We start from the raw sequence: 12,565 nt of genomic DNA on the forward strand, positions 1-12,565 counted from the left end.
CCCTCGGGGTCAGCCGCCGGTCGACGCGGCCGCCGGGACGACCACCACAGCGTCGCCCACCGGGCGTTCGCCGGTGGCGTCGGAGGGCCTGCTGACCAGGCCGTTGCCCACGTACATGGCCGAGGAGCCGCCGCCGTCGAGGTTCATGGCCGCGACCACGCCGAGTGACCTGAGGGCCTTGGCCTCCTCCTCCAGGGTCAGGCCCTGGCTGTAGCCGGGCTCGCGGCCGTCGGCCTCCAGCAGCACGACGCGCCCCTGCGCGTCCTTGCCGATCACGGTGCGCGGATTGCGGCGGATGCCCCAGCCGTAGAAGTACGACGGGTCGCCCGGGTGCGCGATGCCGTCGGCGACCGGGGCGATGGCCTGGTGGCCGCCTTCGAGCAGCTGCGGGCCGCCGTTGACCACCGAGTCGTGCGGGCCGAAGGTGACCGGGCGGCCGTGCTCGTCGGTCACCCGGGTCTGCAGGCTGACCTGCTGACCGACCTTCAGGGCGCCGGAGAGCCAGCTCGCCTCCGTGCCGATGGACTGCAGCACCGAGTCGCCGGCCGGCACCGCGGCACCGTCCCGGGCGCCCAGGGAGACCACCCGGCCGCTCCTGTCGATGACCGCCTGCTCGCCCGGGCCGGCCGGCGGCGCGGCGCCGAACTCCGGGGTGAGCATGACGGATTCGTTGGCATTGGTGCAGGTGACGTCCATCAGCGGCTTGCTGGTGGGCTGGTCGCCGGGGTGGCCGCAGTCCCGGATCAGTCCGGCGGGCCGGTTCAGCCCCTGGATGGTGTGCCGGGTGCCGTCGACCGAGACGGTCAGGCGCGTGGTCAGCTCGGCGAACTGCAGCCGCCTGCCGCCGTCGCGCAGGATGGCCGTGATGCGGCCGTCGGTGCTCTCGCGCAGCACCTTGCCGTTCTCCACCACCATGCCCGCCGACTCACCGGGCGTCCCGTCGCCCGGGCTGATCACGAAGAAGCCGCCGTTCACCGCGGCCAGCGCGCCGGCCGTGGTGGCCAGTTGGCTGGTGGTGCGGCGGCCGGTCATGGTGCCGCCGTGGGACTCCTCGACGGAGCCCTTGAACTGGTGCGGGTCGATGACCAGTTCGTGCAGCACCCAGGGTCCGTCGCTCTGGGTGCTGTCCATCCCGGTGTAGAGGGTGGAGGTGGCGTAGCCGAGCTTGGCGAGGGTGCCCGCCAGCGCGGTGGCCGAGGGCTGGTCGGCGAAGGCGCCGACGCGCACCACATAGCCCTGCGGTCCGCCGGCGAAGCCGCGGAAAGCCGGGCTGTCCTGCTCGCTGACGGTCGGGGCATAGCCGGCGGCGGTCAGCTTCGCGGCGATCGCGTCGGCGTTGGCCTGGCTGCCGAGCACCGACTGCGGGGTGTCCGGGTCCAGGGTGGGCGGCACCGCGCCGGTGGGGACCGCCACGTCGACCGTCCAGTGGTCGGCCGGCGAGACCCTCCCCCGCACGATCGTGGTCAGGCTCACCCCCGGGGCGATCTGCTGGACGGTGCGCGTCTGCGGCAGCCCGGCGGAGCCCAGCGGCAGCCCCTGGTGGCCGGTGGCCCGGTACGGTGCCGCGGCGACGGTGAACGGCGCGATCACCGCCAGCAGGCCGGCGAGCACGCCCTGGCGCCGCGATATACCTGTGGACATCGTTCTCCTCTGCTGGCCGGTCCGAGCGAGTTCGGGCCGGGCGGGTTCGGTCCGAACGGGTTCGGGCCGGGCGGGTTCGGTCCGAACGGGTTCGGGCCGGGCACGGTGGTTCCGTGTGCACACGGGCCGCGTCGGGCCCAGGGTGCTGACGGCCCCGAGTATCGCCCGTCCCGGCGAACGCCTTCTGTCCGCCGTGCGTGGCCGACCTGTCGGGTGCGTGATCGGCTGAGGTCGCGTCAGGGCGCCACGGGCGGAACGGGCGATAGGCACCCGCTATCCGGAGGGTGAATCTTTCTCCTTGCCCCGCCCGCACAGCGTGGGATTCCCTTCCTTCAGGCCCTTCGTGCCCGGCGCCCTCTCCCGCGCCGGCCGGTCACGCCCTCGCCCCCACCGCCGGGGGCGAGTACCGCCCATCGGGCGGTCTCTCCCCGGAAGGATCCCCCATGACGTCCCGCCTGCGTCTGCTGTCCGTGCCGCTCGCCCTCACCGTGGTGCTCGTCCCGGTCGGCTCCGCCCTGGCCGCCTCCGACGGCTCGGCCGACCACGTGCCCCCGACGCTCCAGCTGACCGGTCCGCCGGCCGACCCGGACACCGCCACCGTGCTGCGTCCCGGTGCCAACGGTGGCGTCACCCCGGTCCCGGTCGCGCACCTGCGGCTGGCGCGACTGGACGCCGACGGCTCGGCGCTGCTCGTCGGCGGCTCCCCGCCGGGCGGGCCGCAGAGCACCGCGCAACAGCCGCGCCCCGGCGATGTGATCGTCGGCCCCGCCACCGGTGCGACGCCGCACGGCGCGCTGGTGAAGGTGACCGCCGTCCACCCGGGCACGGACGGTTCGACCGCGGTGGACACCGTCCCGGCCACCCTGGTCGACGCGCTGGGCGACGCCGGCGCCGACCTCACCGTGCCGCTCACCGCCGCCGACATCTCGGTCAAGCCTTCCTCGGCCGGCGGCAAGGTCAACACCTCGGCGGGGCAGAGCAGTTCACCGGGCGTCAGCTTCGACGTCGACGTGCCGATGCCGCCGGGCGTCGAACCGACCCCGGGCCACGGCACGGCGCTCCACGCCCAGGTGGACTTCCACCCGGAGCTGCTCTTCTCCTACCAGCGCGCCCACTGGTACGGCGTCGCCCCGTCGAAGGCCGAGATCGGCCTCGCCGGGGACTACAGCCACAGCGTCCAGGTGCACGCCCAGGGATCCGCGGCCTACGACACCGGGCACCAGCCACTGCACATCCCCGCGGCCGAGGTGAACGTCGACAAGACCGTGTGGCTCGGACCGGTCCCCATCGTCCTCAACCTGAAGGTCGACTACTTCTACGACGTCTCCGCCGACGGGAAGATCACCGTCGACGCCGAGGAACACACCCAGGGCAGGCTGCAGGTCGGCGCCCGCTACGACGCGAACGGCGGCTGGAGCGCCCTGTCCAGCCCCGCCCCCACCAGCCACGGCAGTTCCTCGCGGATCAGCGGCACCGCCACGGCCAAGGCGGGCATCGGCAGCCACATCGCCCTCGGCCTCTACGGGTCGGTGGGAGTCGCCGCCGACACCCAGCCCTACCTGAAGGCCACCGTCGGCGCACAGAACGCCCCGGACGCCCCGAACACGCCGAACACGCCGAACACGCCGAACGCACAGGCGAACTGGGCGCTCTACGGCGGGCTCGACATCACCGGCTCCTTCTTCGCCAAGCTGAACATCTTCGGCACCACGGTCCTCGACAAGGACTGGCAGCTGCCACCGCTCTCCCAGGAGTGGAAGCTGGCCGAAGGCAGCACCGCCTGACCCGGCCCCACCCCGCACGCCGACGGACGGGTACGGCGCGGTGCCCGGCTCATGGGGGCCGGGCACCGCGCCGTACGACGTGTGGGACGCCGGGGTCTCAACGGACGTTCACGGTGAACACCGGGGAGGCGACGTGGCCGCTGACGATGCGCAGCTCGTTCACTCCCTTGATGCCCAGCTTCACCCCCAGCCGGTAGGAGCCGTGGTGGTCGGTGTGCATCGACGCGGGCAGGGACACGAACGTGCCGTGCTGCTTCTGCTGCAGGGTGATCACACTGCCTGCCTTGATCCCGCTGGTCGTTCCGGTGACATGGAACAGCTGCCAGGCCCGGACCGACTTCGTGGACGGCTTCGCGGTGATACCGGCGTGCTTCGCCACCGCAGGGGCGCTGTGCGGACCGCGCGGGACCGCCGGTGCGCCGTGCCGGCCGCACGACATCCACGGCTTGCCATGGCCGTCGTGGCCGCGGTGGCCCGGCACCGGCGGCAGGCAGCTCTGGCCGCGCTCCACCACACCCGGGGCGCAGGAGCCACCGTGTGCCTCGTCCGCCACCGCGGTGGAGGAGGTGGCGGGGGCGGGGCGTGCGGCCGCGGCGGCCGGCGTGCAGGCGGACGCGGCGCCCGCCAGGCCGATGGTGGCCGCGGTGGCGACGCCGGCGACGGTGAACCGCAGGGAAGTCTTGCTGATCATCAGGGGTGCTCCGTTCGCTGGGAGGGTCTGCTGGAAGGGAACGCTCGAAGGATCCGCTCGAACGATCCGCGCGCACGATCCGCGCGCAGGATCCGCGCGCACGATCCGCTCGAAAGATCTCGGCCGCTCGGTCTCCCAGCCTTCTGCGGGCCCGGCCGTGGCGGAGTCCTCCAGCCGGCCCCCCGACCGGATGACCGGTGCGTCCACCGCCGGGTGGAGGGGCGCGACCGGCGCCTCGGGTCAGGCCCCCCCGGGCTGTCCGGCCGACGAGTTCGGGGCACGGGCGTGGGGCGGTTGCTCCTCCGGCGGTTCGGCTGATCAGTTGAGCCGCGCGGGAGGCCGGCCGCGGCACGGTGGGGACAGCACGGAACCTCCTGCCCGGGCTTCGGCGGCTCCGTCACGCGCCCCTCCTCGCGCGAGCAACGGTCGAGGCCATGGTCCGGGAACGACGGCCACGGTCCCACGGACGACGGCCACGGCCACGGCCCATGAACGGAGTCCCCCCATGAGCAGCATGAGCAGCACCGAAACCCACTCCACCACCCCCGAGACCACCCCCGAGCAGTCCCGGCCCGCCGCCGTCCTCGACGGCCGCGGCCTGGTCGCGCTCTGGACCCCGGCGGCGCACCGACTGCTCGGCTACACCGCCGAGGAAGTCGTCGACCGCCCCGTCGGCCGGTTGCTCGGCGCACCGCTCCCGGTGCCCGTGCGGCGTGCCACGGCCGAGGGGCACTCCTGGTACAGCCTGCTGTGGGCTCGGCACCGCGAAGGCCACCCGATCGAGATCGGCGTCGAGGCCCACCCCTGCCGGAGCGGGGACGACCGCTGGCGCTGGGTGCTGCTCCTCGAACCCGCCGAGCGCAGGGTCACCCGCTTGGTCGAGCGCGCCTTCACGCAGTCCCCGATCGCCACGTCGCTCTACGACACGCAGGCCCGACTGGTCCGGGCCAACCCGCAGATCGTCGAACTGGCCGGGCAGGACGAGGCGGAGATGCTGGGCCGGCGGATCGACGAGATCCACCCCTTCCCCCCGTTCCTGGAGTTCGCCGAACTCCAGCGCCAGGCGTTGCGCACCGGAGAGCCGACGCACAGCAGAATGGTCGGTCCCTCGCCCGGCGGCGGCCGGGAACGCGCCTGGGACGTCTTCATGACCCCGCTGATCGACGACTCCGGCACGGTGAGCGGAGTCAGCGCCTCAAGCATCGACGTCACCCTGGAACACCGGGCCCGGCAACGGCTGTTGCTCGCCACCAGCGCCTGCGACCGGATCGGCAGCACACTGGACGCCACCCGCACCGCCCAGGAACTGGCCGACACCCTGGTCGGCCAGTTCGCCGACTTCGCCGCCATCGACCTGTACGACAGCCTGCTGCGGCCAGGCCGACCGGCCACCGACCAGGCCGACAGCACCCTGCTGCGCTGCGCGCAGGCGTCGGTCCTCGACGGCTGCCCCGAAAGCCCGGTGCTGCCCGGCCAGTTGGCGCTCCACCCACCGCTGCCCCCGTTCCTCACCGCGCTGCGCGGCGCCGAGCCCTCACTGCACCAGCTCAGCCCGGCCGAGGCCACCATCCTGTCCCCCACCCCGGGCAGTCCCCGGCCCCACTCCCTGCTGCTCGTGCCGGTCACCGCCCGCGGAGTGACCCTGGGCCTGGCCGCCATCCTGCGCCACCAGCGGCCGGAACCGTTCGACCAGGACGACCTGCTGCTCGCCGAGGAGATCGTCACCCGGGCCGGAACCTGCATCGACAACGCCCGCCGCTACGCCCACGAACGCGACATCTCGCTCGCCCTGCAGCGCACCCTGCTGCCGCACCACACCCCCGAGCAGGACGCGCTCGACGTCGCCTTCCGCTACCTGCCCGCCCACAACGGGCGCGACGCCGGCGGCGTCTGGTTCGACGTCATCCCACTGTCCGGCACCCGCGTCGCACTCGTCGCCGGAGACGTCACCGCGCGGGGCATCAACGCCTCCGCCACCACCGGACGGCTGCGCACCGCGGTGCGCGCCCTGGCCGACCTCGACCTGCCACCCGACGAACTCCTCACCCACCTCGACGACCTCGTCACCCAGCTCGACCGCGAGGAACACCGCCCGGCCCGGCAACAGCCCTCGGACAACTCCGCCGGCATCGGCGCGACCTGCCTCTACGCCGTCTACGACCCGGTGGCCCGCCGCTGCACCCTGGCCAGCGCCGGACACCCCGCTCCGGCCCTGCGCCGCCCCGGCGCCCCGGCCGAATCCGTCCCGCTGTCCGCCGGACCACCGCTGGGGACCGGCGCGATCACCTTCGAGACCACCGAGACCGAACTCCCCGAAGGCTCGGTGCTCGTCCTCCACAGCGGCTACCGCCGCACCCCGCCCGGCTCCGGGGCACAGACCGTGCGGCAGGCGCTGACCACCGCCCAGGGCAGCCCGGAACAGACCTGCGACCAGGTCCTGCGAGCCCTGCGGTCCGAGGACGACGTCGCGGTACTGACTGCCCGGACCCGCGGCATCGCCCCCTCCCGGGTGGCGACCTGGCAGCTCCCCGCCGACCCCGCGGTGGTCGCCCAGGCCCGCGCGAAGGTGGGCGCGCTGCTGACCGCGTGGGACCTGGCGGACCTGGCCTTCACCACCGAACTGGTCGTCACGGAACTCGTGACCAACGCCATCCGCTACGGCCGTACCCCCATCGAACTGCGCCTGATCCACGGGCGCCGGCTCATCTGCGAGGTCTCCGACGCGGCAGCCGCCTCACCGCGCCTGCGCCGGGCCCATCCGGACGACGAGGGCGGACGCGGCCTGTACCTGGTCGCCCAGCTCACCCAGCGCTGGGGCTCCCGCTTCACCGCCGACGGCAAGACCATCTGGACCGAACAGGACCTCGTGCCGCAGCTCTGACACCCGGTCCGAGCCCACTCAGTCGCAGCTCTGCCACCCGGACCGAGCCCACCAGACCGGACCGAGCCCACCAGGAGGCACCCGCCATGACCACACCGAACAGCACCGGCCTGTCCCTGCGGCAGCTCGAATACCTGGTCGCCACGGTCGACGAAGGCCGGCTGACCCGGGCCGCCCGGCAGCTGCACGTGACCGAGCCGACCCTCTCCCAGCAACTCAGGGCCCTGGAACGGGCAGTCGGCACACCGCTGCTGGTGCGCGGGGCCGACGGCGTGCGGCCGACCGCGGCGGGCGAGGCGTTCCTCCCGCACGCGCGCTGCGCCCTGCACAGCGCCGAACGCGCGCGGGCCGAGGCACGGGCGATCCAGCAGGGCCGCGGCCGCACCGTCCGGCTGGCCGTCCTGCCCTCGCTCCTGCCCGGGCTGCTCGGCACGCTCGGCTCCTGGGCGCGGGCCAGACCCGGCGTCGACCTCCTCGTGGAGACGCACCCGACCGGCGAGCGGCTGCGCGAGCGGCTCACCGCCCGCGCCACCGACCTGGCCCTCGCGCCCCGCCCGCCGGGCTGGAGCGGGGCGGTGTGGCCCGTGCACACCGAGGAGGTCGTCCTGCTCTGCCCGGCGGACGACCCGCTGCGCGGCCGCCGCGTCCCGCCGGCGGAGCTGCGCGACCGCCGCTGGATCTGCTACGGCGAGGAGCAGTGGCAGCCACCGCGCACGACCGGCACGGCCCGCACGACCCGCACGACCGGCACGACCGGCCGGGAGGAGCGGTACGGCGGCGGCCGGGCCGCCTCGGTCCTGCGGGTCCCGTGCGCCCGGGCCGCCGTGGAACTCGCCGCGAGCGGGGTGGGACTCACGGCCGTACCGGCGCACATCCTGCCCCCGGAGCTGCGTTCCCGGGCGATCCACACCGATCCGGCCACCCGCCGGGAGATCACCGTGTTCGCCGGCCCGCAGGCGCCGCCCGAAATCCTGGCGGACGGCGCCCTGCTGGCCGCCGACGCCGCCGCGCGGCTGCCGCCCGACGACCCGCGCAGTGGGCCTCCGGCCTGACCTGCGCAGCGGACCTCCGGCCTGATCCGGGGGTGGACTCCGGCCTGCCCCGGAAGCGGGCTCCGGCCTGATCCGGGCAGCTGTGATCCGACAGCCATCCGGGCGAGATGCGCCCCCGGTGCCCCCGGGCACGGGCCCGCGCCGCGCCCTGACGGCTACCGTGAGGCCGGTGCCGCGGCACCGGCCGGCTCCGGCGGCGGGCCGCCCCACCATGCCCGTGCGAACCCAGCCGATTGGTGTGCGATGACGACCCGGTGGCGTGATCATCAGCTCAGCGGGATGGCCGAGCTGACCTATCGCTACGTCGCCTGGCTGCGCCTGCCCTTCCTGGTCCCCCTGCTGCTGGCCGGCTGGGACTGGCCCGGCCATTCGGTGGGCGTCTGGTTCTACGTCACCCTGGCGGCCTACGCCGCCTGGGCCGTGGTGCGGCTGGTGACCGTCTACCGGCAGCCGCCGGGCGGGCTGCGCGGCGCGGTGGGGGCCGCCGTCGTCGACGTCGTCGCGGCCGGCGCGCTCTCCGCGCTCTCCGGCGGCCAGGCCTCCGCGGTGCGCTACGCCTACTACGTGCTGCCGATGGCCAGCGTGCTGTGGCAGCTGCCGCGGGTGACGGCCTGGCTCGGCGGGATCTGCGTCCTGGCCTACGCGGTCCTGGCGATCCCCACTCTGGCCAACGGCCCCTCCTCGGGGCGCTGGACGATGGTCGTGGACGAGGCCTACCTGCTGTGGGACGTCCTGACCTGCGTGCTGGTCGCCGAACTGCTGCGCCGTCAGGCCGCCTCCGTCGGCCAACTGCTCGACACCCGCGAGTCGCTGCTGCGCGACGCGCTGGCGGCCGAGACGCGCGAACGCACCGAGCTGGCCGACGCCCTGCACGACAGCGCCGTGCAGAACCTGCTGGCCTCGCTGCACGACCTGGAGGACGCCCAGACGGCCACGCCCTCCGCCGCGCTGGACCGGGTCGAGGCCGAAGTGCGGCGCACCGTCCAGGAGATCCGCGACGTCACGTTCGAACTGCACCCGCAGGTCCTGGCCTCCATCGGGCTCTCGGCGGCGCTGCGCAGTCTCGGCGAACGCTCCGCCCGCCGGGGCGGTTTCACCGTCCACTACGACCTGGTCCCGCGCGGGGAGGTCCCCAACCAGGCGCTGCTCTACTCCGCGGCCCGCGAACTGCTCAACAACACCGTCAAACACGCGGCCGCCGACAACGTCTGGCTCTCCCTCGGACCGGACCACGGCGACAACGTGCTGACGGTGCGCGACGACGGCGCCGGCTTCGACCCGGCGATCATCCAGTCCCGCCTGCGCGACGGCCACATCGGCCTGGCCAGCCACTACCTGCGGGTCGAAAGCGCGGGCGGCCGCTTCACCGTGGACAGCACCCCGGGCGGGCCCACCACCGTCGAGGTCCGCCTCCCGGCCCAGGCCTCGGGCCTGACGCCGGGACGAGGCGGCTAGCCGAAAGCGCGGCCGCGGACCTGCCCGGCTCCGCCCACCGGAATCCGGCTCGCGCTACGGGAGGTGGTAGTTTGGGGGCTTCCGACCTACTGCGTCCCGCCTACGGCATCACGCAACCCGGGTCGGGGTGGCTGTGCCTCACCTCCCCACCGCTCACCGCCCTTCGACGGCTGTGCGGCCCGGCTCGACGGTCAGGGCCACCAGGTTCTCCTCGCAAGGTTCCGCACCATGGATGTCGTCCTCGACACGACCGCGCACACCTGCCCGCCCGCGCCCGACACTCCCCCGCCGCCCGCCGGGCCCCCGCTTCCGGACCGTCCGACCGCCGCGGCCCGGGTGGCCGCATTCGTCGCGCTGACCAAACCACGGATCATCGAGCTGCTGCTGGTGACCACCATCCCCGTGATGTTCCTGGCCGCCCGCGGCGTCCCCGACCTGGCGCTGGTCCTGGCCACCTGCACCGGCGGCTACCTCTCCGCGGGCAGCGCCTGCGCGTTCAACATGTACCTCGACCGGGACATCGACGCGCGAATGGACCGCACCGCGGGCCGGCCCCTGGTCACCGGGGTGGTCTCCCCGTGCGAGTGCCTGGTCTTCGCCAGTGCGCTCGCCCTCGCCTCGGTGGGCTGGCTCTGGGTCCTGGTCAATCCGCTCTCGGCGCTGCTCGCGTTCGGCGCGCTGCTGTTCTACACGGTGATCTACACCATGCTGCTCAAGCGGCGCACCTCGCAGAACATCGTCTGGGGCGGCATCGCGGGCGCCGTGCCGGTCCTGATCGGCTGGTCGGCCGTGACCGACTCGGTGTCCTGGACGGCGGTGGCGCTCTGCCTGGTGGTCTTCTGCTGGACCCCGCCGCACTACTGGCCGCTGTCCATGAAGACCCGGGCCGACTACGAGCGCGTGGGTGTGCCGATGCTGCCGGTGGTGGCCGGCACCACCGTGGTGACCCGTCAGATCGTGCTGTACAGCTGGGCGATGGTCGCCGTGTCGCTCTCACCGTGGCCGCTCGGCCAGGTGGGCTGGTTCTACACCTGCGCGGCCGTCGTGCTCGGCGCCTGCTGGCTGCGCGAAGCCCACGCGCTCCACGCGCGGGCCAGGGCCGGCCTGCGCGGCGCGCGGCTGAAGGAGATGCGCCTGTTCCACTGGTCGATCAGCTACATCTCCCTGCTCTTCACCGCCATCGCCGTCGATCCCTTCCTGCACTGACCAGGCGGACCGGCCCTGCTACCGGAGCGCGTTCACGATCTCCCGCATCCCGGAGCGGCCCGCGTGCCCGCTGACCGTCAGCAGCCTCAGCTGTGCTCCTGGCCGCACCGCTACCGCACAAGTACCCGGTGATTCAGGGGCGTTGTGCGGTGGCATTGATCCAGCGGACGGCGAAGACGGCGCCAGGGGCGTGGGCCCAAGCGCGCAGGCGCTGGGCTTCGGCGACGTGGCCGGCGGCGGCCACCGCGTCGGCGCAGCCCGGTGCCACGGCCGCGGCCAGGCCGAGGATGATGGTGCCGGGCCCGCAGCCCAGGTCCACAACGTCCATGCCTGCCGACAGGTGGGGCAGGATGAAGCGGGCGTGCGTCCGGGCCCGCCGGTCGGACATGAGACCGCTGGCCCCGGGTTCGTTGCCCGGTGTGTAGCGCTCGCCGTGCTCACGGGCGCGGGCCGCTCGCGGCCGTCCCTGTGGCGCGTACTGCCCGACGGGCCGGGCTCCCGCCCCCTGTCGAGCCTCCTGTCACCACGGCCCTCCGGCATCGGCCGACCGGCGGACCAGGCGTGGGACCGGAGTGTCAACTGTCCGTCGCAACCCGCCTGGCGGCGGACGACCGGACACTGCGGGAGACGATCGATCGCGGACGCTCCGTGGTCGGTGACGGCGTCACGGTGACCGGCGGACGAACGGTCAGCGGGCTTCGGCGACCATCGGAAGGCAGCCTGAGGCGCCGAAGTCACACGCTCGAAGGACCGTGAACGCCGCCGGCCCGACGTCCGGTCAGGGGGACGCGGGTTCTGGCATGTCACCGTGTCCCGACGGGGGCGGCGCGCTGTAGAACTGGCGGGCCCAGCGGCGGTACTCCATGATCGGGCCGTCTCCCCTGCTGAGTTTGGGGTGCTCGACGTACCGCTTGTGCCGCCAGATGGGGAAGTCCTTTGTCGTGTCCTTGAGGTAGAACGGTGATACCGCCTGCGTCAGGATCTGGGAGAGCGTCCTGGCAGCCAGTCCGGCGGGGGCGTCGAACAAGGACGAGCGGATGGTCGCCGTCCAGTACGTCTGCACCTGGACAGGGTCGATCGGGGTGACCATGACCTGGCCCAGCAGGTCGGCGGAGAAGCGCGGAATGTGCACGGCGTAGTGGGAGCACCCGAGGCCGTGCACGGTCATCAGGATTTCCGTCTTCACCGAACCGATGAGCGGAAAGACCCGGTCCAGCGTGAGCGGGATGTCGAGACGGGGTCCGTTCACCCGCAGCGGATGCGTCATTCCGGCATTGTGGAATCCGTGGATGGGCACGAAGTGCGCGACGTCGACACCGTTTTCGAAGAACTCCTGTGGGTGGTCGACCAGCGGGAACGTCTTGTGTGTCGGCGACGGGAAGCCGTCCGACGGAACGGCGGGGATCTCCCAGGTCGGGGCGGAGCCCTGGGCGTGGCGCCAGATCATGACGAAGCCGTTGGTCTCACGCGCGGCCCAGACGTTCAAAGAGGCCCGGGGCGGCGGTGAACCGTCTCCGGTACGGACACACGCTCCTGTCGGACCGTAGGCGAAGTGGTGGAACGGGCAGACGATGTTCTCGCCGTCCACCGTGGCCCCGAAGCCGAGATGGGCGCCCAGGTGGGGGCAGTACGGGTCCACCACGCGCACGGTCCCCGCACGGGTGCGGTAGACCACCAGGTCCTCGCCCATGAACCGTCGCCGCAGGACCTTCCCCCGGGGCACGTCCTCGCTGAAGGCGATGGCGAACCAGCCGTCCGGGTAGGGCAGTCGGGCGCGGTGGGGCGAGTCGGAGGGGGTCGCATCCGAGGAGCCGCGGAGGTTCATCGTGCGCCTTCCGAGTCGGGCCACCAGGCG

Annotated in this window: 9 protein-coding genes; 5 read left to right on the forward strand and 4 right to left on the reverse strand. The window is 73.5% G+C overall.

The annotated features are described in order from the left end of the window. Positions 1-9 precede the first annotated feature (9 nt). Entirely contained in the window at positions 10-1,641 is a 1,632-nt protein-coding gene (locus ACFZB9_RS18555) for a phosphodiester glycosidase family protein (protein WP_391448359.1), read from the reverse strand. Between the two features lie 443 nt (positions 1,642-2,084). On the opposite strand from ACFZB9_RS18555, the gene ACFZB9_RS18560 reads away from it, so the two are divergent. After that, positions 2,085-3,425 (forward strand): hypothetical protein, encoded by a 1,341-nt coding sequence (locus ACFZB9_RS18560; RefSeq protein WP_391448361.1) that lies wholly within the window; start codon positions 2,085-2,087, stop codon positions 3,423-3,425. A gap of 97 nt (positions 3,426-3,522) precedes the next feature. On the opposite strand, the gene ACFZB9_RS18565 is transcribed toward ACFZB9_RS18560, so the two are convergent. Beyond that, positions 3,523-4,116, reverse strand: a complete 594-nt coding sequence (locus ACFZB9_RS18565) for a hypothetical protein (protein WP_391448362.1) — start codon at positions 4,114-4,116, stop codon at positions 3,523-3,525. Positions 4,117-4,630: 514 nt separating this feature from the next. Between ACFZB9_RS18565 and ACFZB9_RS18570 the strand changes: the two genes are divergently transcribed. From ACFZB9_RS18570 to ACFZB9_RS18585, 4 genes are all read left to right on the forward strand, one after another. Beyond that, positions 4,631-6,997: a SpoIIE family protein phosphatase gene (locus tag ACFZB9_RS18570; RefSeq protein WP_391448364.1), complete on the forward strand. Its 2,367-nt coding sequence runs from the start codon at positions 4,631-4,633 to the stop codon at positions 6,995-6,997. A gap of 86 nt (positions 6,998-7,083) precedes the next feature. Further along, positions 7,084-8,049 carry a LysR family transcriptional regulator gene (locus ACFZB9_RS18575; protein ID WP_391448366.1) on the forward strand — a complete coding sequence of 322 codons (966 nt, stop codon included), beginning with the start codon at positions 7,084-7,086 and terminating at the stop codon, positions 8,047-8,049. A 279-nt stretch (positions 8,050-8,328) separates the two neighbouring features. Then, positions 8,329-9,504 (forward strand): sensor histidine kinase, encoded by a 1,176-nt coding sequence (locus ACFZB9_RS18580; protein ID WP_391448368.1) that lies wholly within the window; start codon positions 8,329-8,331, stop codon positions 9,502-9,504. A 228-nt stretch (positions 9,505-9,732) separates the two neighbouring features. Next, positions 9,733-10,710 carry a heme o synthase gene (locus tag ACFZB9_RS18585; RefSeq protein WP_391448370.1) on the forward strand — a complete coding sequence of 326 codons (978 nt, stop codon included), beginning with the start codon at positions 9,733-9,735 and terminating at the stop codon, positions 10,708-10,710. A 133-nt stretch (positions 10,711-10,843) separates the two neighbouring features. On the opposite strand, the gene ACFZB9_RS18590 is transcribed toward ACFZB9_RS18585, so the two are convergent. Together ACFZB9_RS18590 and ACFZB9_RS18595 are read right to left on the reverse strand one after the other, a co-directional pair. Continuing rightward, positions 10,844-11,098: a hypothetical protein gene (locus tag ACFZB9_RS18590; RefSeq protein ID WP_391448372.1), complete on the reverse strand. Its 255-nt coding sequence runs from the start codon at positions 11,096-11,098 to the stop codon at positions 10,844-10,846. A 390-nt stretch (positions 11,099-11,488) separates the two neighbouring features. Further along, the gene (locus ACFZB9_RS18595) at positions 11,489-12,535 is read right to left on the reverse strand and encodes a Rieske 2Fe-2S domain-containing protein (RefSeq protein ID WP_391448374.1); all 1,047 of its coding nucleotides are present in this window, start codon (positions 12,533-12,535) and stop codon (positions 11,489-11,491) included. Positions 12,536-12,565: the final 30 nt, after the last annotated feature.

Source organism: Kitasatospora sp. NPDC008050 (assembly GCF_042957465.1).
Classification (GTDB): domain Bacteria; phylum Actinomycetota; class Actinomycetes; order Streptomycetales; family Streptomycetaceae; genus Kitasatospora.

What these genes read in the sequence shown, in the direction of transcription:
- ACFZB9_RS18555 (WP_391448359.1), bottom strand. Translation starts at nt 1,641, where the DNA reads ATGTCCACAGGTATATCGCGGCGCCAGGGCGTGCTCGCCGGCCTGCTG.
- ACFZB9_RS18560 (WP_391448361.1), top strand. Translation starts at nt 2,085, where the DNA reads ATGACGTCCCGCCTGCGTCTGCTGTCCGTGCCGCTCGCCCTCACCGTG.
- ACFZB9_RS18565 (WP_391448362.1), bottom strand. Translation starts at nt 4,116, where the DNA reads ATGATCAGCAAGACTTCCCTGCGGTTCACCGTCGCCGGCGTCGCCACC.
- ACFZB9_RS18570 (WP_391448364.1), top strand. Translation starts at nt 4,631, where the DNA reads ATGAGCAGCACCGAAACCCACTCCACCACCCCCGAGACCACCCCCGAG.
- ACFZB9_RS18575 (WP_391448366.1), top strand. Translation starts at nt 7,084, where the DNA reads ATGACCACACCGAACAGCACCGGCCTGTCCCTGCGGCAGCTCGAATAC.
- ACFZB9_RS18580 (WP_391448368.1), top strand. Translation starts at nt 8,329, where the DNA reads ATGGCCGAGCTGACCTATCGCTACGTCGCCTGGCTGCGCCTGCCCTTC.
- ACFZB9_RS18585 (WP_391448370.1), top strand. Translation starts at nt 9,733, where the DNA reads ATGGATGTCGTCCTCGACACGACCGCGCACACCTGCCCGCCCGCGCCC.
- ACFZB9_RS18590 (WP_391448372.1), bottom strand. Translation starts at nt 11,098, where the DNA reads ATGTCCGACCGGCGGGCCCGGACGCACGCCCGCTTCATCCTGCCCCAC.
- ACFZB9_RS18595 (WP_391448374.1), bottom strand. Translation starts at nt 12,535, where the DNA reads ATGAACCTCCGCGGCTCCTCGGATGCGACCCCCTCCGACTCGCCCCAC.